Origin of the sequence: Rhizobium sp. RSm-3 (assembly GCF_001854685.1) — a bacterium.
In the GTDB taxonomy this organism is placed as follows: domain Bacteria; phylum Pseudomonadota; class Alphaproteobacteria; order Rhizobiales; family Rhizobiaceae; genus Rhizobium; species Rhizobium ecuadorense.
This window is the reverse complement of record NZ_MAWZ01000010.1, coordinates 100,648-121,947: the sequence shown is the minus strand read 5'-3', so window position 1 is coordinate 121,947 and position 21,300 is coordinate 100,648. Positions and strand designations below refer to the sequence as shown.

Genomic DNA, 21,300 nt, shown 5'->3' with positions numbered 1-21,300 from the left:
CCTTTAGCATATTCCCCACAATAACCGCGACCAGGGAGACGGCGACCATGCAGGCAAGGGATATAATGACCACAAAGGTGGTTGCGATCAGCCCCGCGGTCAGCGTGCGCCATGCGGTTGCGATGATGCTGCAGAACCATGTCAGCGGTCTTCCGGTCGTCGACGATCGGGGACGCGTTTGCGGCATGGTCACGGAGGGCGATCTGCTTCTGCGCCGGGAAGTCCGGCTCACGCCCCGCCCTGCGCGGGCGCCGGAGCTCATCTCCGAGATCGATCTCGAACGTTACATCTGCAGCAACGGTTGGTGTGTCACCGATGTCATGTCCCAGGATGTGATCGTCGCGCGGCCGGACAGCGAAGTGTCCGATATCGCCGAAAGCCTGCAGGCACATCGTATCAAACGCTTGCCGATCGTCGAAGACGGACGTCTGGTCGGGATCGTCAGCCGGAGGGATATTCTGCGGGTCATCGCCGAAGCGCCGGCGACCGCCTTGCCGCGAGGGGACGAGGCGATCAGACTGGCTGTGCGCACCAGGCTGAGATCTGACCTCGGCCTCACCTCTCAACGAGTGCAGGTCTCCGTCAGGAACGGGCAGGTGACTGTTGACGGCGAGGTGGAATCCGAGCTGAAGCGCAAGGCCATCAAGGTTCTTGTCGAAGGCTTGGGGGGAATTGCCGGCTATCGGGATCAATTGCACGTATCGGCTGCTCACAGCCAGGATTAAGGCTTGGCCGCATTGGCGCGCCGTCATCCCGCTGGAGCAATTCCAGCAAAAGTGTGCAGCGCGGTTTTGCTAGGCAAAGCACGAAGCGCTTTTGCCGGGAAGTGCGTGAAACGAGAGATAGGGCATTTTCCTGATTCGAAGAAAAACGAAAATATTCTAACGTGACGAGGAGGCTTGCTCGATCTTCCAGATCGGGCAAGCCGTCTGTCAACTTCCCTGCTTGACACGGAAACTCCCGACTCGCGCGCCGACCTTAGCCCGGCCGCCGGTTTCTTCTTTGATTGAAAGCAATGAAGTCGCGGTTCGATGGATCGCGGCGTGGAATGGGCGGTCGCGGCCTCCTTGCTGAACTTGACGAAGATCAAATACGCGGACGCCCTCCGGATATATCGCTTGGGCATGCAGAAGGAGCAGATGATGGATTTCGAAGCGTTTTTCAAAAACGAGCTGGACGGGCTTCATGCCGAGGGCCGTTACCGCGTTTTTGCCGATCTCGAGCGCCACCGCGGCAATTTCCCGCGCGCGACGCGTTATACGGCCGATGGCGAAAAGGAAGTCACGGTCTGGTGCTCCAACGACTATCTCGGCATGGGCCAGAACCCCAAGGTGATCGAGGCGATGAAAAACGCCATCGACCACTGTGGCGCGGGTGCGGGAGGCACCCGGAATATTTCTGGCACCAACCACCATCACGTCATGCTCGAACGGGAACTGGCCGATCTGCACGCCAAGGAGGCGGCGCTGATCTTCACCTCGGGTTATGTCTCCAACTGGGCAGCGCTCGGCACGCTCGGCGCCAGGATCCCCGGCCTGATCATCTTCTCCGACTCGCTGAACCATGCCTCGATGATCGAGGGTATCCGCCATGCCAAGTGTGGCAAGGTGATCTGGAAGCACAATGACGTCGCCGATCTCGAAGCCAAGCTGGCCGCTGCCGATCCGAAGGCGCCGAAGCTGATCGCCTTCGAGAGCGTCTATTCGATGGATGGCGATATCGCCCCGATCAAGGAAATCTGCGACCTCGCCGACAAATACGGGGCGATGACCTATCTCGACGAGGTGCATGCGGTCGGCATGTACGGCCCGCGCGGCGGCGGCATTGCCGAGCGCGAGGGGCTGATGGACCGGCTGACCGTCATCGAGGGAACGCTCGGCAAGGCTTTCGGGGTGATGGGCGGCTATATCGCCGCCTCGGCAGCCCTTTGCGATTTCATCCGTTCCTTTGCCTCCGGCTTCATCTTCACCACGGCGCTGCCGCCGGCGCTTGCTGCCGGTGCGGTCGCCTCGATCCAGCACCTGAAGGTCAGCCAGTTCGAGCGCGCCCGCCATCAGGACCGGGTGCGCAAGCTCCGGGCGCTGCTCGACCAGAACGGCATTCCGCATGTGCCCAATCCGAGCCATATCGTGCCGGTGCTGGTCGGCGATGCCGCCAAGTGCAAGTGGATCTCCGACCTGCTGCTCGACAATTGCGGCGTCTACGTCCAGCCGATCAACTACCCCACCGTGCCGAAGAAGACCGAGCGGCTGCGCATCACGCCGACGCCGCTGCATTCGGATGCCGATATAGCTCATCTCGTCGAGGCGTTGCATTCGCTCTGGTCGCGCTGCGCGCTGGCAAGGATGGTGGCCTGAGAATACAGGGCAAGACGCGGAATATGATCATGGCCGAAGTGCAGGCGCGAAGTCCGCCCGAAGCGTCGTACTCGGTGTTTGCCCGCTCTTTCTATAGGTCGCGACTTGGATGAAAAAGGGACTACTCCACTTCCAGCAGAAGCGCTGTAGCGAGATAGCCCATGCTTATCGTACTCGCGAAGAGATAGATAAACAGACCCTGGGCGATATAGTGCTGAACCTCCCCTGCCGCGGAGCCGAAGGGCAAAAAGCCGTTCTGCCAAACCAGAAACCCCACAACGCATCCAATTGCGAAGCCCGTGGCTAATCGAGTGAGCATGAAGCTGATCATGCGAGGCATGGAGAAACCTCAAGTTTGACTGAAATAAACGGCAGGCAACGGAGAATGTTCCAGCTGAAAATGATCTTTATCAACGACCCGTCAGGCCGGCCCTGTCAGCAATGCAGGAACCGAAGGACTTATAACAGTGCATCTTCTTCCTCTTGCTGCGAGCGTTTTCACGCTTCTCATTTTGCCCGGACCAACCAATGCGATATTGGCGATCGCATCTCAGGGGCTGACCTCCAGGCGGGCGATCATGGTTCTTGCAACGGTCGTCTTCGCCTATCTTGCGATTGTTCTTTCGGTCTCCGGTCTAGCCGCTCCCATTCTCCGTGATCATCCCGCGATTTCGCAGGCCGTCAAACTTGCTTCGGCGACCTGGGTTTTCTACCTCGCGCTCCGGCTCTGGGGTGTCGGATCGAGCCCTGTCACGGTCGTAAGAATACGGCAGCTGGCCTTAACCACCCTGTTGAATCCCAAGGGGTTCATAATCGGGCTGACAATAATCCCTCCCGCGCAGAAGGCATCATCGATAGCCATTGTCGCCGTTCTCGCCTCCACGGTGTTTCTCGCCTCCGCCGTCTGGCTATCGATGGGCAGGATCGTTCTGGGAGGTGAAAAACAGATACCCTTGTTTGCCCGGCGATTTAGTTCCGCAACTCTCTTCATATTCTGCGCTGCGCTCACCGTCAGCGCATTTTGAGGGGCGGAAACTCTGGGCGGCCGAGAAGCTTGCCGAGCGCGATGGATTGCGTGTGTCGCGCGAGACGCTGGGTCGTTGGATGTCGGAGGCCGGGCTTTGGCTGTCGCGCAAGCAGCGGCGGACGTTTCATCAGCCGCGGTTGCGGCGTGAGGCCAGTCCGAGAATCGCTGGTTTGAGGATCGTGGAGATCCGTGTTCGCTCTTGGTGTTCGTCGATGATGCGACCGGCAGGCTGATGCAACTGCGCTTCGTGCTCTCGGAAAGCGCCTTCAGCTATTTCGACGCATCATGCCTGCGGCCGCAAGTGCTGGAAGCCCGAGGGTGCGGCCTTTTCGGTCGTGGCGGTTGCGCCGACCGAGAGCGTCGAAGTCCTCGAGAACGGCGACAAACTTGCCGTCGTCGATGCCTCGGCCCTAATCCAGCGGCACGCCTGCAAGGAATGCGGCGTGCATATGTACGGGCCGGTCGAGCGCGAACATCCCTTCCAGGGATTGTCCTTTGTCCATCCTGAGCGCTTCCAGGAAGGCGGCTGGGCAAAGCCCGGCCTTCGTGTCGCCGATCATCGAAAGCGGCTTCGATCCTGGCAAGATGGATGCCGTCAGAGCGCAGTTGAAGACATCTGGTATCGAGCCATACGATTGCCTCAACCCCGGCCTGATGGACTATATCGCCACCTGGACCGCCAAGAAGAGCGGCGTTCTCGCCTCGTAATCCACCGGGGAGCGCCGACCTCGGCGCTCCCCGGCCCTCGCCGCTGTCCGGATATCGATATATCCCGCGATGGCCGCGCACCGCCGGCTTGCCGGCACCCGGCCTCGGGCGCCTGATGATCGATGGATGCAAGAGCGCATCGATGTCGGCTGCAGAGAATTCTCCTGACCTGCCACGATAACCCGTCTGGAAAGAAACCCGCGATGCCGCGGCGGAGCTTTCCGCTGTGGATGTCTGTTCACCCCATCAGCCGCATCAAGTCTGACGGCCGCTCTCCAGGGGTCGCGTGTTATTGTGTATCCTCAGAATAATAATTGTGTACGCAAAGTACACAATCGTTTGACACCCTGGGGGATGCGTGCCATCTTCAGGGCGTAGAGCAACAAATGGCCGGAGATCGACGATGGCGAAGACACCGAAGAGCAATCTCTACGACGACCTGAAGCGCCAGATTTTGACGATGGAACTGGACCCGGACGCCGATCTGGACGAGGCGAGTTTGAGCGAGCGGTACGGGCTTTCCCGGACGCCGGTGCGGGATATCTTCCGCCGCCTCGCCGGCGAGGGTTATATCGACATCCGCGAGAACCGGGGTGCGCGGGTCATCCCGATGAACCACTCCACGCTTCGCAATTTCTTTCTCGTTGCGCCGATGATCTATGCGGCGATCGGCCGTCTCGCCGTGCAGAACTTCAAGCCCGCTCAGCTGTCGGACCTAAAGCAGACGCAGGAGCGGTTCCGTGCTGCCAGCGAGAACATGGACGCATTGGCGATGGTTCTTGAGAACAATCGCTTTCACGAAATCTTCGGCGAGATGTCGTGCAACGTCTATCTGCAGCCGAGCCTCGGCCGGCTGCTCATCGATCATGCGCGCATCGGTCACACGTTCTTCCGGCCGAGGAACGAGGATATGCGGCGGCGGCTGCAGGTGGCGGTCGACCACCATGACGGCTTCATCGCAGCGCTCGGCGCTCATGATGAGAATGCCGTTGTCGATCTCGTTTTCGAACACTGGGAATTGTCCCGCGAGAACATGGAGATGTTCATCGCCCCGCAAGGCCTGAAAGCGGACGCCTTCCTCGGCGGTCCGGCCACGCAAGTATTGGAGAAGTCGTCGTGAAGTTTGAGGGGATCTATACGCCGGCGGTAACGCCGCTCGACAAGAATGGTCAGATCGACCGGGCCGGATTTGCCGCCGTGCTCGAGTCGCTGATTGAGGCGGGTGTCCACGGCATCATCGTCGGCGGTTCGACGGGCGAATACTATGCCCAGAGCGGCCAGGAACGTCACGAACTCGCGGCCTATGCGAAGGAAGTCATCGGCACGCGATTGCCGCTGATCATCGGCACCGGCGCCACGCGGACCGAAGATTCGGTCGAATACGCCAAGGCGGCGAAGGAAATCGGCGCGGATGCGATCCTGGTGTCGTCACCGCCATACGCATTGCCGACCGAACGCGAGAACGCGGTCCATGCGCTGACGGTCGATCGCGCCGCCAACCTGCCGATCATGCTCTACAACTATCCCGCCCGCATGGGCGTGGTGATGGGCGAGGAGTATTTCTCCCGCGTCGGCAAGTCGAAGAATGTGATCGCCATCAAGGAAAGCTCCGGCGACATGGGCAATCTTCACCGGCTTGCCCGGAAGTTTCCGCATATTGCGCTGTCCTGCGGCTGGGACGACCAGGCGCTCGAATTCTTCGCATGGGGTGCGAAGAGCTGGGTCTGCGCCGGTTCCAACTTCCTGCCGCGCGAGCATGTCGCCCTCTATGAGGCCTGCGTCCTCGAAAAGAACTTCGACAAGGGCCGGGCGATCATGAGCGCGATGCTGCCGCTGATGGATTTCCTCGAATGCGGCAAATTCGTCCAGTCGATCAAGCACGGCTGCGAGATCATCGGCCTCAAAGCCGGCCCGGTGCGGGCGCCGCTGCGCGGACTGAACTCCGAAGAGAAAAGAACCCTTGAGACCGTCGTCGCCACCTTGAAGCGCACGGTCGCCCAGATCACGTCGGGAGCCAATCATGCATGAACCCTTGACCGCCGCCGAATACAAGGCGATCGCCGCCGAGCTTCAGTTTCCGACGAACGCCTTCGTCGACGGCGCATTTCGTCCGGCAAATTCCGGCAAGACTTTCACCTCGACGAACCCTGCGACGGGCGAAGTCCTCGCCGAAATCGCCGCCTGCGATTCCAGCGATGTCGACTTCGCCGTTGAGAAGGCGAAGGATGCGTTCGACGATGGGCGTTGGCGGCTTCGCTCGCCGGGTGAGCGCAAGGAAGTGCTTCTGAAGCTTGCCAAGCTCCTGGAGCGCAACAGACACGAGCTCGCCGTTCTGGAAAGCCTCGACAGCGGCAAGCCGGTGCGCGAATGCCAGACGGTCGACGTTCCCGATACCATTCATACGCTGCGCTGGCATGCCGAGCTGATCGACAAGCTCTATGACAACACCGCCCCGGTCGGCGCCAATGCGCTGACGATGATCGTGCGCGAGCCGATCGGCGTCGTCGGATGCGTGCTGCCGTGGAATTTCCCGCTGCTGATGCTGGCCTGGAAGATCGGCCCGGCGCTTGCCGCCGGCTGCTCGGTCATCGTCAAGCCGGCGCAGGAAACGACGCTCACCACGCTGCGCGTCGCCGAGCTTGCCCACGAAGCCGGTATTCCGGCTGGTGTGTTCAACGTCGTCACCGGCTCCGGCCGGGAGGTCGGCGAACCGATCGGCCTGCACAATGATGTCGACATGGTGGCCTTCACCGGCTCGACGCCGACCGGCCGTCGCTTCCTGCGTTACGCCGCGGATTCGAACCTCAAGAAGGTCGTGCTCGAATGCGGCGGCAAGAACCCCGCGGTCGTTCTCGACGATGCCGAAGACCTCGATCTCGTTGCCGAGCAGGTGGTCAACGGCGCCTTCTGGAACATGGGCGAGAATTGCTCGGCCACCTCACGTCTCATCGTTCATTCCAAGATCAAGGATGAATTGATGAAGCGCATCGGCGCCTATATGCGCGAATGGAAGACGGGCGATCCGCTCGATCCTGAAAACCGCATCGGCGCGCTCGTCAGCAAGTCGCATTTCGAGAAGGTGAAATCCTTCCTCGACGATGCCAAGACGGAGAAGCTGTCCGTCACTCAAGGCGGCGAAACCTATAACGGCATCTTCATCGAGCCGACGCTGGTCGAGGGTGTGACGCCGGCCAGCCGCCTGTTCCAGGAGGAAATCTTCGGACCGATCCTGTCGGTCACGACGTTCAACACGCTCGCCGAGGCGACCGCTTTGGCCAACGATACCAATTATGGCCTGACGGCCTCCGTCTATACGGGCAGCCTGCGCAATGCGATCCGGCTGACCCGCGACATCCGGGCCGGCCTGATCACCGTCAACTGCTTCGGTGAAGGTGACGCCACCACGCCGTTCGGCGGCTACAAGGAGTCCGGTTTCGGCGGCCGCGACAAGTCGGTCTTCGCCCATGACAATTACTGCGAGCTCAAGACCATCTGGATCGACATTTCGGAGCGCTCCGTCGACGAGACGATCCGATGAGCCGCCATGTGATCAAGCACCTGCCGACCGACACCGGCGTTTCGGGATGGGAGGCGACCAGCGAACGCGCCTTTCCCGTGAAGGCGCTTGAACACGACATTACCGCCGATTGGCTGATCATCGGCGGCGGATTTGCCGGCCTGTCGGCGGCCCGCCGCCTCTCGCAAACGCGGCCTGAGGACAAGATCGTTGTCCTGGAGGCCCGCGAACTCGCCAAGGGTCCGGCCGGGCGCAATTCCGGCTTCATGATCGACGTGCCGCACAACCTGTCTTCGGGCGAGTATTCGGTCGCCGACGAAGCAGCGACCAAGGACGAGATCCGGCAGAACCGGCTGGCGATCTCCTTCGCAGCCGATGTCGCGGCCGAATACGGCCTGTCCCGGGAAACCTTCGATCCCTCGGGCAAGGTGAATGCCGCGGCCTCCGAGCGGGGAATGGGTCTCAACGACAATTACAGGAAGTCACTTGAGAAGATCGGCGAGGAGCATCGCGTTCTCGATGCCGACCAGATGCGGGAGATGACCGGCTCGCACTATTATCGCGGCGGCCTCTACACGCCCGGCGCGGTGATGATCCAGCCGGCCGATTATATCAGAGGCCTGGCGCACGGCCTCCATTCGAAGGTCGCCATCCACGAGCATTCGCCGGTGCTGGAGCTTTCGCGTGAAAGCGGGACCTGGAAGGCGAAGACCGCCCGCGGCTCCGTTTCGGCGCCGAAGGTCATTCTCGGTGTGAACGGCCATATTCAAAGCTTCGGTCATTTCCGCGGAAGGCTGATGCATATCTTCACCTATGCGTCGATGACCTCGGCCTTTTCGCAGAACGAATTCGCAGGCGATGTCACCGGTGTGGATCGCTGGGCGCTGCTGCCGGCCGATCCGATGGGCGCGACGGTGCGCAAGATCACCAAGGACGGGCTTTCGAGGATCGTCGTCAGGACGAGGTTCACCTATGACCCGAGCCTGAAAGTGTCGGAGAAGCGCGTCGCCGGAATTGCTGCCGAACAGCGGCGGTCGTTCGATGCCCGTTTTCCGGGGATGGAGCGCCTGCCAATGGAATATAGCTGGGCGGGCGCGCTCTGCCTCTCCAGAAACCATGTGCCGGCATTCGGGGAGGTCGAAGAGGGGCTCTTTTCCGCCTGCTGCGAGAATGGTCTCGGCACCGTCAAGAGCACCTTCGCCGGCATGATGGCCGCCGATCTCGCGACAAGCGCCGCCAGCCCTGAGCTTGAGAAATACAAGAACCAGCCGGAGCCGACCAGGCTGCCGCCCGAGCCCATTGCATGGCTCGGCGTCAACTCGGTCATCCGCTTTCAGGAATTGCGTGCAGGCCGCGAGGGATGATCCCTCCGCCGCGCAATGTGAAGACTGCCGCCTGCAGACTTCGATGAGTACGGGAACGAAAACCAGGAGTAAAAACAATGAAGATTTTGTGGAAGGCGCTTTGCGCCGCTGCGGTGATCGGGATGAGCATCCTTCCTGCTCGCGCCGAGGAAAAGACGATCACCCTCGGCACGATGTCGTGGGAAGATCTGACGCCCATCACCGGCATTACCAAGAAGGTTCTCGAAGATGCCGGCTACACCGTCAAGGTGACCGAGTTCTCCGAATGGGGCATTGCCTATGCCGCTCTTGCCAAGGGCGATATCCAGGCTCTCACCTCGCAGACCGACTACGTCGCCCAGGACTATTGGGACAAGAACAAGAACCGCCTCGAAAAGATTTCGCCGGTTTCGCACGGCCTCTATCAGGGCGTCGCCGTTCCGAAATACGTTCCGATCGACTCGCTCGAACAGCTCAATGAAAACGCCGACAAGTTCGGCGGCAAGATCATCGGCATCGAACCGGGCGCCGGCCTGATGCGCGATACGGCGAATGCGGTCAAGGATTACGGCCTCAAGCTCCAGCTCGTCGAAGGCAGCACCGCCGCGATGACGGCCGCGCTGAAATCCGCCTACGATCGCAAGGAGTGGATCGCGGTCACGATCTGGGAGCCGTCCTGGATGGTCCAGAAGTACGAGGTCAAGTACCTCAAGGATCCGAAGGGCGTATTCCCGCCGCCGCAGAGCTACTACTGGATCGGCCATAAGGGCTTTTCCGAAGAATATCCGCATGCCCGCGAAGTCATGGCCAGCGTCTACGTGCCGATCGCCGACATCACCACCATCAACGGCGAAGTCAAGGACGGCAAGACCATGGACCAGGCCGTGCAGGATTGGATCGGCAGCCATGCCGACCTGATCAAGCGCTGGGAAAACATCAAGAAGAAGTAATCGCATCGTGGCCGCCCGATCCGTCGGGCGGCCATCTTCAAACCGAATGAAGAAGCCAGCGCCATTGGCTCAAAGGGGATCGCTATGAAAGCCGCCAATATCGATGCCAAGGATGTCCTGATCGACTGCCAATCCCTCTGGAAGGTTTTCGGAGGCAAGTCCGCCGCCGCGATGAAATCGATCAAGGAGCGCGGCCTCGGCAAGACAGAGGTCCTCAAGGAATTCAACTGCGTCGTCGGCGTCTCCGATGCGAGCATCGAGGTCCGGCGCGGCGAAATCTTCTGCATCATGGGACTGTCGGGAAGCGGAAAATCGACGCTCATCCGCCTTCTCAACAAGCTGATCACGCCGAGCTCCGGCAAGGTCCTGGTCAAGGGACGCGACCTCGCCTCCTTGTCGCCGGTCGATCTCCGGCAGATGCGCGCCAAGAACATCGGCATGGTGTTTCAGAGCGTCGCGCTGTTGCCGCACCGGACGGTGCTCGAAAATGCGGCCTTCGGCCTCGAGGTCCAGGGTATTGCGAAGGCGGAGCGAAACAAGACCGCTGCCGCCGCCCTCGAGAAGGTCGGCCTCGCCGACTGGCTGAGCCGTTATCCTAGTGAGCTTTCCGGGGGCATGCAGCAACGCGTCGGGCTTGCCCGGGCGCTCGCCTCCGACCCCGAGATCATCCTGATGGACGAGCCGTTCAGCGCGCTCGACCCGCTGATCCGGCGCCAGCTCCAGGATGAATTCCGCCAGCTGACCAAAGCTCTCGGCAAGTCGGCCGTCTTCATCACCCATGATCTCGACGAGGCGATCCGCATCGGCGATCGCATCGCGATCATGAAGGACGGCGTCATCATCCAGACTGGCACGGCAGAGGAAATCATCCTCAACCCGGCGGACGCCTACGTCGCCGAATTCGTCGCGGGCATCTCCCGCCTGCACCTGATCAAGGCGCATTCCGTCATGCGCAGTGTCGCCGAATTCCAGCAAGGCGCGCCGACCTTCGACATCGCCTCGCTGGCGCGCACGACGCCGGACGCCGATATCGACGAGCTCATCTCTTTGACGATGCAGTCGGAGCGTGACGCCATCGCCGTCGTCGACAACGATCAGGTCGTCGGCGTGGTCACGCCGCGCAGCCTGCTGATGGGCGTCAAGGGGACCTCCGCCCACGATCTCACGGCAGCGTGACCCCAACTGGAGGTGATTGACATGGATAGTTCAGCCTTCACCGATGTTTTCGACGAATGGACGGACTCGGCGCTCGAATGGGTGAGCGACAACGGAGAATTCCTCTTCGACTATATCAGACAGGTTCTCGAAGGGCTTTATGACGGCATCCTTTGGCTCCTGCAGCTTCCGCCCTTCTACGTGATCGCCCTGGTCGCGGCGCTCATCGGCTGGCGGGCGGTCAATCTCTGGTTCGGCCTCGCGAGCGGCGTCGCGCTGGCGCTTTGTTTTTCGATGGGGCTCTGGCCGGAGACGATGAGCACGCTCGCTCTGGTCCTGACCGCGACCGCGATCGCCTTGGCGATCGGCATCCCGATCGGTATCGCCGCCGGCTTCTTCACCGCTCTCGATCGCTTCATGGAGCCGGGTCTCGATCTGATCCAGACGCTTCCGCCCTATATCTACCTGCTGCCGGCGATCGCCCTGCTCGGCTACGGACCGGCGACGGCGCTGATTGCGACCGTGATCGTCGCCGTGCCGCCGGCCATCCGCCTGACCTCGCTCGGTATCCGCATGACGCCCAAGGAATTCATCGAACTTGGAGAGGCGCTGGGCATGACGCCGGCAAGAATGTTCTTCAAGATCCGTCTTCCCTTTGCGCTGCCGAGCATCATGGCGGGCATCAATCAGAGTCTGATGATGGCCTTCGGCATGGTCGTCATCGCCGGCATCGTCGGTTCCGGCGGGCTCGGAGAGACGATCTACGGCGCGATCAGGACACTCGACATCGCCACCTCAATCAATGGAGCGATCGCTATCGTGGTATTGACCATGGTGATTGACCGGATAACCCAGAGTGCCGCTCGCTTGGGAACAGGGAGGAAAGCATGAATCTTTCGACCTTTCAGTTTTCGCCCGGCGCCTTCCTGGCGCCATCGGTCGATTGGCTCAACACCAATCTTCACCCTCTGTTTGCGGCCATCAGCTATCTGGTGGAAACGGTGCTTTCGGCAATCGAGGCGGCACTGCTCTTCGTGCCACCCTATGCGCTGATCGCGATCGTTGTCGTCCTGGCATTCTTTGCCGTCAGCCTGCGCGCCGCGATCCTTGCCGGTCTCTGCCTCGGTTTCTGCCTGGTTGTAGGGCTGTGGACGGCATCGATGCAGACCCTTGCGCTGGTCAGCGTCGCCGTCATGATCTCGGTGCTCGTCGCCTTTCCGATCGGCGTCCTGTGCTCGCGGCACAAGACGTTGGAGGCGGTGGTTCGCCCGATTCTCGACGTGATGCAGACCGTGCCGCCATGGGTCTATCTCATTCCCGCGGTGATGATCTTCAGCCTTGGGCGCGTGCCGGCGATCATCGCCACCATCGTCTACGGCATTCCGCCGATGCTGCGCCTGACGACGCTGGCCTTCAACCAGGTGCCGAAGGTGTTCATCGAACTCGGCAGCGCCATCGGCGCGCCGCCGCGCTCCATCCTCTGGAAGATCGAAATCCCCCTGGCCAAGCAGACGCTGCTGGTCGGGCTCAACCAGTGCATTCTTCTGTCGCTGGCGATGGTCGTGCTGGCCGGCCTCGTCGGCGCAGGCGGGCTCGGCGCCGAGGTGACGCGCGGCCTGACGCGCATGGAGATGGGGCTTGGTCTGAGAGCCGGCCTGGCGATCGTCGCGGTCGCCCTTCTGCTTGACCGGTTGTCCCGCGGCCTGCTCGACCGCGACAGGTTGCCGAAAGCGGGATGAGCAAGGACACGAGGATGAGAAACAGCTTCTTCTGCATCGATGCCCATACCTGCGGCAATCCCGTCCGCCTCGTTGCCGGCGGCGGTCCGCTGCTTCCGCACCTGCCGATGGGCGAGCGCCGGGAGATCTTCGTCCGCGACCACGATTGGGTCCGCAAGGCGCTGATGTTCGAGCCGAGGGGGCATGACATCATGTCGGGCTCGATCATCTACCCTGCCTACCGGGAAGACTGCGATTTCGCCGTCCTTTTCATCGAGGTCAGCGGCTGCCTGCCGATGTGCGGCGCCGGCACGATCGGCACCGTGACCGCTGCGATCGAGGAAGGACTGGTCAGGCCCCGCGAGCCCGGCAGGGTCGCCATCGAAACGCCGGCCGGCAGAGTTGATGTCACCTATGAGGAGAAGGGCGGCTATGTCGATAGCGTTCGTCTCCACAATGTGGCGAGCTATCTCCACGAGGCCGATGTCGAGGTCGATGTGCCCGGCATGGGCCGTTTGCGGGTCGATATCTCCTATGGCGGCAATTATTATGCGGTCGTCGAGCCGCAAGAGAATTGGAGCGGGCTCGACGACATGTCGGCGTCCGATATTGTCGGCTGCAGCCAGAGGCTGAGATCGGCGCTTGCTGGCGTCTGCGATCCCGTCCATCCCGACGATGCCAGGATCCGCGGCGTGCATCATGCGATCTGGTGCGACCGTCCGGTCAACGACGTCTCGGACGGACGCTGCGCGGTCTTCTACGGCGACAAGGCCATCGATCGGTCGCCGGGCGGCACCGGCACGTCGGCGCGCATGGCCCAGCTCCATGGCAAGGGGCGGCTCGATGTCGGGTCGAAATACCGTCATGAAAGCCTGATCGGAACCATTTTCGAGGGCCGGGTCGAAGCTGAGGCGAGGGTCGGACCCTATCGCGGCATTCTTCCAAGCATCGGCGGCTGGGCGCGGGTCATCGGCCACAACACCATTTTCGTTGACGACCGTGATCCGCTGGCACACGGTTTTCAAATTCGATGAGCGCATTTTCCGAGTTTTGAGAGGCGGCAAGGAGATGACTATGCGACCGGAGCAGCATCGGCAGGGAGACGGCGCCGCGAAACCCGGCGCCCGGCTTAAAGTGGGATTCGTGCTGTCGCGGTCATTTACGCTGTCGGCCTTTGCGCTCTTCATCGATACGCTGCGGCTTGCCAGCGACGAGCAGGATCGCTCCGGAAGGGTGCTTGCCGATTGGCAGGTGATCGGCAGCACGCGGCATCTGATCACCTCAAGCTGCGGCGTCCAGGTTGCCCCGACCTCCGATTTCGTCGATCCTTTGAAATTCGACTACATCGTGGTCGTCGGCGGGCTTCTGACGGTGGAAAACCCTGTCGATCAGCAGACCATCAATTTTCTCAGGCAGGCGGATGCCAAGAAGGTGCCGCTGATCGGCGTTTGCACGGGCTCGTTCATTCTTGCGGCCGCCGGCCTGATGAAGCGGCACGAATCCTGCGTGAGCTGGCTGCATTACAAGGAGTTTCGCGAGCGGTTCCCCGATCACGGCGTTCGGTCCGACCGGCTCTTCAATCTCGATCGCCAGCGCGGATCCTGCGCCGGCGGCAGCAGTTCGGCCGACATGGCGGCCTTGCTGGTCAGGAAATATATCAGCCGGGATGCCGAGCGAAATGCGCTTGAAGTGCTTCAGATTGAGAAGGCCCGGGCGCCGGCGGATATCCAGCCCCGCCGTCCGCTGTACGACGATTATGACGACGCTCGCGTCAAGGCGGCGATGATTACGATGGAGCAGTTCGTCGACGGCAGCATATCGATCCAGAAGCTTGCCGGCATGGTTGGGCTGTCACGGCGGCAGCTGGAGAGAATTTTCATCGACAAGACGGGAATGTCTCCCGCCAAGGCCTATAATCGGGTTCGCATGGAGCGGGCAAAATCGATCCTGGTCCAGTCGAAGGCGCCGCTTATCGAGATCGCGCTCGATGTCGGCTTTGAAAATGCCTCGCAGTTCACGCGGACCTTCAAGCGGACTTTCGGGCAGACGCCGTCACAGCATCGCGCTGCAGCTTTGAGGGCGCACTGACCGAGACGCCTCGCGCGAAGAGGTTTCAGATATCCTCCCACGGAAAGCTGTCCAGCCGCTCCGCGCCCTTGGCGGTGATCAGGGCCTGGGTTTCTAGTTTGATGCTCTCGGAACCGGCTTCGGCGATCAGGCTTTCGACGTTGAGCACCATGTTCTCCTCGATGATGCCGCTGAAAGCGGGATCGAAATCCGGGTGCAGCAACACGCCCGGCCATTCGTCGGCCATGCCGGTGCCGTGCAGGGCGAGCGTGTAGCGATAAGGCTGGTATTTCTCCGGGATTTGCCAGGACAGTTCGTTGAACTCCCGGAACGTCATGCCCGGCCGGATGACCGACAGATTGTGTTCGATCTGGTCCCTGGCTGCGGCGTAAAGCTCCTTCTGCTTGGCGTTCATGGCCACGTGGCCTGATGTCCATGAGCGCGAGAGGTCGGCGCAATAGCCGTAGGGGCCGATCATATCGGTGTCGAAGGAGATCATCTCGCCGCGCTTGATGACGTAGTCCGAACACTCCTGATACCAGGGATTGGTTCGGGGGCCTGCGGTCAATAGCTTGGTCTCCAGCCATTCGCCGCCGCTGCGCGCATTTTCGAAGTGCAGCTCGGCCCAGATCTCCCGCTCGGTGCGGCCCGGCTCCGATACCTCGTACATCCGCGCCATTCCCGCTTCACAGACGCGGATCGTCCAGCGCAACAGCTCGATTTCTTCATCGCTTTTGATCGACCGCGCCCGTTCGGCCAGTTCCTGGCCGTCGAGAAGGGTAAATCCGCGTTCCGTCAGCTCGAAGGCGCCCGCCGGTTCGAGCCTGTCCACCGCGATGCGCCTGTTGCCGCCATTGCCCTTGACGATGTCGGCGATCTCGTCCGCCCAGGCCTTCAGGCGGGGTTCCACGAGGTTGCCTGCGGTGAAGAAGATCCAGGACTTCGCCAGCCGGATCTCGTCGATGCCGGGGAGCCCGTCATTGACGTGCTCAGCGCCTTCGAATTCGAACATGATGGCCGGGCCGTCGGCCAGGATCAGCGCGTAGCGCGACGGATTATGCATCGTCCAGATGCTCATATTCGACGAGTCGAAGGCATAACGGATGTTGACAGGATCGTAGAGCAGCAGGGCGCCGCAATCCCACTCGCGCATCCTCATGCGCAGCCGCGCCAGCCGGTAGCGGCGCGCCCGGTCGAGCGTCGCGGCCGGCACAGGACTGATGAGAGGCCGGTCCGCTCCCTCGGGGTTGAGGTAGGCCTGCTTGCGCTCATCCTTGAAGACGGTCGAGCCGGTCAGCTCGACGGAATCGTTTTCGTCTCGCATCATCCGAGTGCTCCCCTGTTGTCGGTGAATAATGCGGTGTCGCTCAGCGTTCGATGACGAGATCGCTGAGCGGCTTCGAGCAGCAGGGCAGGAAGAATCCGGCGTCGATTTCCCTCTGGCGAATGCCGCCATTGTGGTTCATGTCGACCGTGCCCGATGTCAGCTTCGACTTGCAGGTGCCGCAGACGCCGTTGGCGCAGGAGGATGGAATCCTGACACCCGACTTCTTCGCGCAGGAGAGCACGCTCTGATCGCCTGTCACCTCGATGCTGCGGGCCTGCTTCGAAAAGGTCACCTGAAAGACCTTGGCAGTCGCCTCTTGAACTGCAGGGATTTCCGGTTCGTCGATGACGGCGGCGTCGAAGCTTTCCTCGAGATAGTGCGAGGCGGGGACGCCGAGCTCGGTGGAAATGCGGCGGGCCGCCGCCATGAACGGGGCGGGGCCGCAGCACATCAGCGTCCGCTCGGCGATATCGGGAACCGCAAGCCTGACATAGTCCGCCGAAATACGGCCGGTGAGACCCGGCCAGGACGCCTCGCCGGCGACGGTCTCCGGGAGGAAGTGCAGCCGAAGGCCCTTCAGCCTGCGGGCGATGCAGGCAAGCTCGTCGCGGAAGATCAAATCCTGTGGTGTGCGCGCGGCGTGCATGAAGACAACATCGGCGGGTTCGCAGCTGTCGGCAAGTTCCCGCAGAATGGACATGACCGGGGTGATGCCGGAGCCGCCGGAGAGCAGCAGAAGCTTAGGTCCCGACGTCTCGGACCGGACGAAATGGCCGAGCGGGCCGTTCGCCTTGACGGATGCGCCCGGAACCAGCGAGTCGTGAAGCCAGTTGGAGATCTTGCCGCCCGGAACGCGCTTCACCGTGACGGAGAAGGCGTTCGTGCGATGCGGCGAAGAGGAGATGCTGTAGCACCGGCTTTCAGCCTCTCCATTGTGTTCAAGGTCGAACAGAAAATACTGTCCGGCCTTGAAGGCGAAGTGCTTCCCCCCAGGGGAGGCGAAGGTGAACGTCTTGACGTCGTGGGTCTCCTGCTGGACGTCGAGGCAGACGAGCGCATCGTCTTCCTCGGGATTCCAGACGTCGTGAAGGGCGGCCTTTGCGAGCAGCACTTGCGGGGTCCTAGTATCCATGAGCGCGCATCCGGTCGATGTACCAGCTGGCGAACTTGTCGAGGTTCGTCTCGGAAAAGCGGGAATAGGGACCCGGCTGATAGGCCGGATCGAGAGCGCCGGCATGGGAACGGGCGACGAGATCGGCGTCCTGATCGGTGGTTGCGACCCAGACATCCGTCAGCTTGTCGAGGTCGTAATCGACCCCTTCGACGGCGTCCTTGTGCACCAGCCACTTGGTCCTGACCAGCGTCTTGCCTGAAGAGAGCGGGATAACGGTTGCCACCACGGCATGGTCGCCCATGAAGTGGTTCCAGCTGTTATGACCCCAGAGATGCGTGTCGCCGAGATCCTTGCGGGTCATCTGCCCGAGGAGCTTGGACGATGCGGCGGTGGCGTCGGGGGTCTGGGATTCGCCCGCACCTGATATGATCAGCCGCTGCGTGCGGAAGTTAGTGGCGCAGTCGGAAAGCTGCTCGACGGCAGCCGAGGGGAAGCCATCGGCCTCCCATGCCTGCGTGCGCGCCTCGTAAAGCCGGAAATGCTCCTCGGCCTGTTCACGATCCTCAGGGCTCAACGTTTCGGGATCGAAGCCGAAGTCGAGATCGACGAAGGAGACGCAGAGTTCCGGGTGGTTGGCGGAGCAGTGATAGCACTCGCGATTGTTCTCCATCGTCAGCTTCCAGTTGCCGTCTTCGATGACGTCGGTCTGGTGGGCGATCTTGGCATTGCGGATATCGTAGGGCGCGAGCCGCTCGATCATCGCCTGTTCGAGGACGGCAATGTCCTCGGGCGGATTGTCGGACAGGCACACGTAAATCAGGCCGCCGATCGACTTGAAGGTTACCGGCTTGAGACCGTGACAATCCTTGTCGAATTCCTTGCCCATATGGGGGGCGTAGCTGAGTTCGCCCGTCAGCTCATAGGTCCAGGTGTGATAGGGACAGACGAGCTTCGAAACGATCGTCCTGCCCGGGTTGAGAAGACGGGAGCCGCGATGGCGGCAGACATTGTGCAGCACGCGGATTTCGCCGTCGTCGTCGCGCAGCAGGATCAGGCTCGTCTTGCCGATATCGACGACCGTAGCGTCGCCGGGCTCTGGAACATCACAGTCGAGGCCGACGCAGATCCAGTGCTTGTGGAAGAAGACGTCGATATCCGCTTCGAATACGTCTTCTCTTATATAGAGGCCGGCCGGCAGCGAGTGGCCTTCCGAGCGGGAGTCGAGCAGTGCCGAAATGGTAGATGGAAGCCTATTTAGCATGAGAACCTCTTATGTGAGAGTTTCCCTAGGTTGCCCTTGCATCGTGGGGCTTTCAACGGCATAAAAAATCACGCTCGCATAATTTTTTCTCATGCCAAGAGGGGGTTTTGAGATGCAGTTTCGGAGACGGCTCCCGTCGCTGACGGCGCTGGTGACGCTGGAAGCGGTGCTGCGCCGGAAGAGCTTTACGACCGCGGCAAGCGAACTCGGCGTCACCCAGGCGGCGGTCAGCCGGCAGATTGCGTTGCTGGAGGAGGAGTTCGGCCAGGCCCTGTTTGTGCGCAAACACCGGGCGATCGAACCGACGGCGGCATGCATCAGCCTCGGCGCCACGCTGGCAAAGAGCTTTGCCGATATTGCCGAAAGCGTGGAGGCGATGCAGTCGCGCAGCCAGGACGTGGTGACGATCGGAGCGACCGTGGCCTTCTCTTCCTTTTGGCTGCTGCCGCGGCTCGCCGAATTCCGCCGGGCCAATCCCGGTATTCTGGTACGGGTGATTTCCCAGGACAGCCCGATCGCGCTCGATGGCGGAGAGGTCGACGTGGCGATCCGCTACGGCCTGCCGCCCTTCAGCGACGGGACCGTCATCGCCTCGCGTGGCGACGTCATTTCCCCCGTCTGCTCTCCGGATTATCTCAGGCGCCGAGGAGATGGACCGTTAGGCTCGGCCGACGAATTTATCGAAACGGACGTTGTCGATCGGTCCTGGTACAACTGGTCGCAATGGGTTTCGCTGATTGGTGCCAATATCGAGGTCAAGCCATCGCTTCGGTTCAACCACTATACCGAAACCATCGCCGCCGCCCGCGCCGGGCAGGGGGTGGCGCTGGGATGGCGCATGCTGGTCGGCACGTTCTTGGAGGACGGAACCCTGGTGCAGGCAGACAGCAGCGAGCTTGCCGCCGAAGGGCGTTACAATGTCATCGTGCCCGTCAAAGCCAAGCGAAGCAGCGCCCGCGATCTCGCCGCCGCCTGGCTGACGGCATCATTGCACGGTTGATCGAAAAGGCCAAAGCTACAAGCCCAACCCCGGAGTCGCCGTCCGGTGCACGCCCTTCGGAACAAAGGCGAAGCGATCCGACAGGTCCAGGAAATCGGCCGCCAGGTGGATGACGGAAAGCCACATCTCCGTGCCCTGCAAGCTCGGTACGCTACCGTCGGCGAAGGGGAATCCTTCGCCATCCCGCCATCTGTCCAAGGCCCTTGAGATAAGATTGCGGGCGATCGCCTCGCCGTCGGCCCGCCGATAATCGGTCTGGCGGGCAATCAGCAGCAGCGGATGGATCGTGTCGAGCAGGTTGCAGGCATTGTATTTCTCAGCAACGAAGCCCGTGTGATTGCGATAATTGAGATGAACCGTTTCGAGCGCGGCATGCGGGTGCGGGAGCGGCATACCGAACTGCGCGTAGGTGCCACGCGTCAGTCGGTAAAAGCCGTTCACCGGCTGCAGCCATCCTTCCAGCGCCGTCGGCTCGCCCCACAGGCCCGAGACGCTGTTGGCATTGCGGCTCAGCCACTCGAAGAGCTGCTGGCGCGAATCCTTGATGCCGAAATACTTGGCATTGAAGTACATGGCGGTTCCGATGGCATCGACCACGCTGCCGGCATGCCATGCCCGGCTCGACCAGGGCAGGGCGCTTAGCCATTGCTCCAGCTCTTGAGTGCCGAGTTGCACCGCCTGGATGGGGTGCCGTGGTCCGGAGCCAAGCAATTCAAGCGCATAACCGACCGAAAGGACATTGTAGAGTGCCTTCGGATCCTCCCTCAACGCCCGGCCATGCACGCGCGAATGCTCTTCCGGGAAGAGGCCTGTCTCCCGGTCCTGGAGACTTTGGAGACGCTGGACGGTCTGCGGCTGATCGAGCCCGCGCGGCAGCTGGCCGAAGCCGGCTGCGATCTCGATGGCATCGCAGAGATGCCGGATCGCCGATCGCCTGACGCCGTCCGCCTCCAGCGATTCATAGGCCTCAGCTGTTTTCCAGCGGGCGAGAATATCCGGCCATTGCTCTTTCGCCTTCTGACCGAGCCTGACCAACTGATCTTCGATATCTGCAATGCCGGATTTCCTGGCCGCCTTGCCTCGGCGCCGCAGCACCTTTGCCGGTACGCCTCCGGCAATCGACAGGGCGGGAATGTCCTGCGTGACCACGGCCCCGGCGGCGATCACCGCGCCATTTCCAATGGTGACGCCATCGAGGATAACGCAATTAGCGCCGATCCAGACATCGTCGCCGATCACGATGCCGAGGCTGATGACGCCCTGGCGATGGATGGGGCGATCAGGATCGTCGAAGCCGTGATTGAATCCGACGATCGATGCGTGCGAGGCAATTCGCACCCCATTGCCGCACGTCACCTTGCCGGACACACAGGCAAAAGGATTGATCGAGCAATCGTCGCCGAGGACCACATCGCCCCGCACGAGCGCCTGCCCGGCAATCCAGGACCGCTCGCCCATCGTCAGGCTTTCGGTGAAGATCGCGGCGTTCTCGGCGATATAGGACGTCTCGGCCAATTCGGCGCCGCATGAGCGCCGAAGCGCCGCCTTGCGGGCGAGATGGGCGGGATGATCGAGGTCAGACGCGATGCGTTCCCAGGGAAGATATTGCAGCCTGCGCGATTCCCGATCCTCGCTCGTCGACGCTTGCCGGTTATGGCCTTGGTCCATCTGATCCTCATTGTCGATTTCGACCGCCGAACATCCGTCTGGCTTCGGCGATCCTGCCTCGCACTGCATCAGATGGTGTCATTCCTGC

General features: G+C 61.6%; 19 protein-coding genes and 2 pseudogenes. 16 read left to right on the top strand and 5 right to left on the bottom strand.

What is annotated here, in order from left to right; genetic code table 11:
• Positions 1 to 47: 47 nt before the first annotated feature.
• Both BBJ66_RS12545 and hemA read left to right on the top strand, forming a co-directional pair.
• Positions 48 to 725 (top strand): CBS domain-containing protein, encoded by a 678-nt coding sequence (locus BBJ66_RS12545; protein WP_071087340.1) that lies wholly within the window; start codon positions 48 to 50, stop codon positions 723 to 725.
• A 417-nt stretch (positions 726 to 1,142) separates the two neighbouring features.
• The gene (gene hemA, locus BBJ66_RS12540) at positions 1,143 to 2,357 is read left to right on the top strand and encodes a 5-aminolevulinate synthase (RefSeq protein WP_071087366.1); all 1,215 of its coding nucleotides are present in this window, start codon (positions 1,143 to 1,145) and stop codon (positions 2,355 to 2,357) included.
• A 121-nt stretch (positions 2,358 to 2,478) separates the two neighbouring features.
• Here the strand turns inward: hemA and BBJ66_RS12535 are convergent, their stop codons facing one another.
• Positions 2,479 to 2,697: a hypothetical protein gene (locus BBJ66_RS12535; protein ID WP_049732527.1), complete on the bottom strand. Its 219-nt coding sequence runs from the start codon at positions 2,695 to 2,697 to the stop codon at positions 2,479 to 2,481.
• A gap of 127 nt (positions 2,698 to 2,824) precedes the next feature.
• On the opposite strand from BBJ66_RS12535, the gene BBJ66_RS12530 reads away from it, so the two are divergent.
• The 13 genes and pseudogenes from BBJ66_RS12530 to BBJ66_RS12475 all read left to right on the top strand — a co-directional run bounded on the left by BBJ66_RS12530 (position 2,825) and on the right by BBJ66_RS12475 (position 14,863).
• Positions 2,825 to 3,382: a threonine transporter RhtB gene (locus BBJ66_RS12530; RefSeq protein ID WP_071087338.1), complete on the top strand. Its 558-nt coding sequence runs from the start codon at positions 2,825 to 2,827 to the stop codon at positions 3,380 to 3,382.
• 16 nt (positions 3,383 to 3,398) lie between these two features.
• Positions 3,399 to 3,676: pseudogene (locus BBJ66_RS33085) on the top strand (ISNCY family transposase); the annotation flags it as partial.
• Positions 3,657 to 4,092, top strand: a pseudogene (locus BBJ66_RS12525) (GFA family protein); the annotation flags it as partial. The pseudogenes BBJ66_RS33085 and BBJ66_RS12525, both read left to right, overlap by 20 nt.
• A gap of 403 nt (positions 4,093 to 4,495) precedes the next feature.
• On the top strand, positions 4,496 to 5,212 hold the full coding sequence (locus tag BBJ66_RS12520; RefSeq protein ID WP_071087336.1) for a GntR family transcriptional regulator: 717 nt from the start codon (positions 4,496 to 4,498) through the stop codon (positions 5,210 to 5,212).
• Complete coding sequence (locus BBJ66_RS12515) at positions 5,209 to 6,120, top strand: dihydrodipicolinate synthase family protein (protein WP_049732530.1); 912 nt, start codon at positions 5,209 to 5,211, stop codon at positions 6,118 to 6,120. The genes BBJ66_RS12520 and BBJ66_RS12515 overlap by 4 nt, the downstream gene beginning before the upstream one ends.
• Complete coding sequence (locus BBJ66_RS12510) at positions 6,113 to 7,630, top strand: aldehyde dehydrogenase (protein ID WP_071087334.1); 1,518 nt, start codon at positions 6,113 to 6,115, stop codon at positions 7,628 to 7,630. The genes BBJ66_RS12515 and BBJ66_RS12510 overlap by 8 nt, the downstream gene beginning before the upstream one ends.
• Positions 7,627 to 8,973 carry an NAD(P)/FAD-dependent oxidoreductase gene (locus tag BBJ66_RS12505; protein ID WP_071087332.1) on the top strand — a complete coding sequence of 449 codons (1,347 nt, stop codon included), beginning with the start codon at positions 7,627 to 7,629 and terminating at the stop codon, positions 8,971 to 8,973. Before BBJ66_RS12510 ends, BBJ66_RS12505 begins: the two co-directional genes overlap by 4 nt.
• A 77-nt stretch (positions 8,974 to 9,050) precedes the next feature.
• Positions 9,051 to 9,902 carry a glycine betaine ABC transporter substrate-binding protein gene (locus tag BBJ66_RS12500; protein WP_049732533.1) on the top strand — a complete coding sequence of 284 codons (852 nt, stop codon included), beginning with the start codon at positions 9,051 to 9,053 and terminating at the stop codon, positions 9,900 to 9,902.
• An 84-nt stretch (positions 9,903 to 9,986) separates the two neighbouring features.
• Complete coding sequence (locus BBJ66_RS12495) at positions 9,987 to 11,078, top strand: quaternary amine ABC transporter ATP-binding protein (protein ID WP_071087330.1); 1,092 nt, start codon at positions 9,987 to 9,989, stop codon at positions 11,076 to 11,078.
• A 21-nt stretch (positions 11,079 to 11,099) separates the two neighbouring features.
• Complete coding sequence (locus BBJ66_RS12490) at positions 11,100 to 11,948, top strand: ABC transporter permease (protein WP_071087328.1); 849 nt, start codon at positions 11,100 to 11,102, stop codon at positions 11,946 to 11,948.
• A complete protein-coding gene (locus BBJ66_RS12485) occupies positions 11,945 to 12,796 on the top strand; it encodes an ABC transporter permease (protein WP_049732536.1) in 852 nt (283 codons plus the stop codon). The genes BBJ66_RS12490 and BBJ66_RS12485 overlap by 4 nt, the downstream gene beginning before the upstream one ends.
• Positions 12,797 to 12,810: 14 nt before the next feature.
• Entirely contained in the window at positions 12,811 to 13,809 is a 999-nt protein-coding gene (locus BBJ66_RS12480) for a 4-hydroxyproline epimerase (RefSeq protein WP_071087364.1), read from the top strand.
• 40 nt (positions 13,810 to 13,849) lie between these two features.
• The gene (locus BBJ66_RS12475; RefSeq protein WP_071087326.1) at positions 13,850 to 14,863 is read left to right on the top strand and encodes a GlxA family transcriptional regulator; all 1,014 of its coding nucleotides are present in this window, start codon (positions 13,850 to 13,852) and stop codon (positions 14,861 to 14,863) included.
• Between the two features lie 25 nt (positions 14,864 to 14,888).
• Here the strand turns inward: BBJ66_RS12475 and BBJ66_RS12470 are convergent, their stop codons facing one another.
• Genes BBJ66_RS12470 through BBJ66_RS12460 form a run of 3 tightly spaced genes read right to left on the bottom strand, consistent with a single transcriptional unit; the run spans position 14,889 to position 18,544 of the window.
• The gene (locus tag BBJ66_RS12470; protein WP_071087325.1) at positions 14,889 to 16,169 is read right to left on the bottom strand and encodes a M24 family metallopeptidase; all 1,281 of its coding nucleotides are present in this window, start codon (positions 16,167 to 16,169) and stop codon (positions 14,889 to 14,891) included.
• Positions 16,170 to 16,209: 40 nt separating this feature from the next.
• Positions 16,210 to 17,301, bottom strand: coding sequence for an FAD-binding oxidoreductase (locus BBJ66_RS12465; protein ID WP_071087323.1), 1,092 nt, complete (start codon positions 17,299 to 17,301; stop codon positions 16,210 to 16,212).
• Positions 17,291 to 18,544 (bottom strand): aromatic ring-hydroxylating oxygenase subunit alpha, encoded by a 1,254-nt coding sequence (locus BBJ66_RS12460; RefSeq protein ID WP_071087321.1) that lies wholly within the window; start codon positions 18,542 to 18,544, stop codon positions 17,291 to 17,293. Before BBJ66_RS12460 ends, BBJ66_RS12465 begins: the two co-directional genes overlap by 11 nt.
• 112 nt (positions 18,545 to 18,656) lie before the next feature.
• On the opposite strand from BBJ66_RS12460, the gene BBJ66_RS12455 reads away from it, so the two are divergent.
• The gene (locus BBJ66_RS12455; protein ID WP_071087319.1) at positions 18,657 to 19,544 is read left to right on the top strand and encodes a LysR substrate-binding domain-containing protein; all 888 of its coding nucleotides are present in this window, start codon (positions 18,657 to 18,659) and stop codon (positions 19,542 to 19,544) included.
• A 15-nt stretch (positions 19,545 to 19,559) separates the two neighbouring features.
• On the opposite strand, the gene BBJ66_RS12450 is transcribed toward BBJ66_RS12455, so the two are convergent.
• Positions 19,560 to 21,212: an acyltransferase gene (locus tag BBJ66_RS12450; RefSeq protein ID WP_071087363.1), complete on the bottom strand. Its 1,653-nt coding sequence runs from the start codon at positions 21,210 to 21,212 to the stop codon at positions 19,560 to 19,562.
• Positions 21,213 to 21,300 lie beyond the last annotated feature (88 nt).

Bases quoted from the DNA above. Each gene is read 5' to 3' on its own strand.
- BBJ66_RS12510 (WP_071087334.1), top strand. From the start codon at position 6,113: ATGCATGAACCCTTGACCGCCGCCGAATACAAGGCGATCGCCGCCGAG.
- BBJ66_RS12450 (WP_071087363.1), bottom strand. From the start codon at position 21,212: ATGGACCAAGGCCATAACCGGCAAGCGTCGACGAGCGAGGATCGGGAA.
- BBJ66_RS12505 (WP_071087332.1), top strand. From the start codon at position 7,627: ATGAGCCGCCATGTGATCAAGCACCTGCCGACCGACACCGGCGTTTCG.
- BBJ66_RS12545 (WP_071087340.1), top strand. From the start codon at position 48: ATGCAGGCAAGGGATATAATGACCACAAAGGTGGTTGCGATCAGCCCC.
- hemA (WP_071087366.1), top strand. From the start codon at position 1,143: ATGGATTTCGAAGCGTTTTTCAAAAACGAGCTGGACGGGCTTCATGCC.
- BBJ66_RS12500 (WP_049732533.1), top strand. From the start codon at position 9,051: ATGAAGATTTTGTGGAAGGCGCTTTGCGCCGCTGCGGTGATCGGGATG.
- BBJ66_RS12475 (WP_071087326.1), top strand. From the start codon at position 13,850: ATGCGACCGGAGCAGCATCGGCAGGGAGACGGCGCCGCGAAACCCGGC.
- BBJ66_RS12485 (WP_049732536.1), top strand. From the start codon at position 11,945: ATGAATCTTTCGACCTTTCAGTTTTCGCCCGGCGCCTTCCTGGCGCCA.
- BBJ66_RS12495 (WP_071087330.1), top strand. From the start codon at position 9,987: ATGAAAGCCGCCAATATCGATGCCAAGGATGTCCTGATCGACTGCCAA.
- BBJ66_RS12455 (WP_071087319.1), top strand. From the start codon at position 18,657: ATGCAGTTTCGGAGACGGCTCCCGTCGCTGACGGCGCTGGTGACGCTG.
- BBJ66_RS12480 (WP_071087364.1), top strand. From the start codon at position 12,811: ATGAGAAACAGCTTCTTCTGCATCGATGCCCATACCTGCGGCAATCCC.
- BBJ66_RS12465 (WP_071087323.1), bottom strand. From the start codon at position 17,301: ATGGATACTAGGACCCCGCAAGTGCTGCTCGCAAAGGCCGCCCTTCAC.
- BBJ66_RS12490 (WP_071087328.1), top strand. From the start codon at position 11,100: ATGGATAGTTCAGCCTTCACCGATGTTTTCGACGAATGGACGGACTCG.
- BBJ66_RS12520 (WP_071087336.1), top strand. From the start codon at position 4,496: ATGGCGAAGACACCGAAGAGCAATCTCTACGACGACCTGAAGCGCCAG.
- BBJ66_RS12460 (WP_071087321.1), bottom strand. From the start codon at position 18,544: ATGCTAAATAGGCTTCCATCTACCATTTCGGCACTGCTCGACTCCCGC.
- BBJ66_RS12470 (WP_071087325.1), bottom strand. From the start codon at position 16,169: ATGATGCGAGACGAAAACGATTCCGTCGAGCTGACCGGCTCGACCGTC.
- BBJ66_RS12535 (WP_049732527.1), bottom strand. From the start codon at position 2,697: ATGCCTCGCATGATCAGCTTCATGCTCACTCGATTAGCCACGGGCTTC.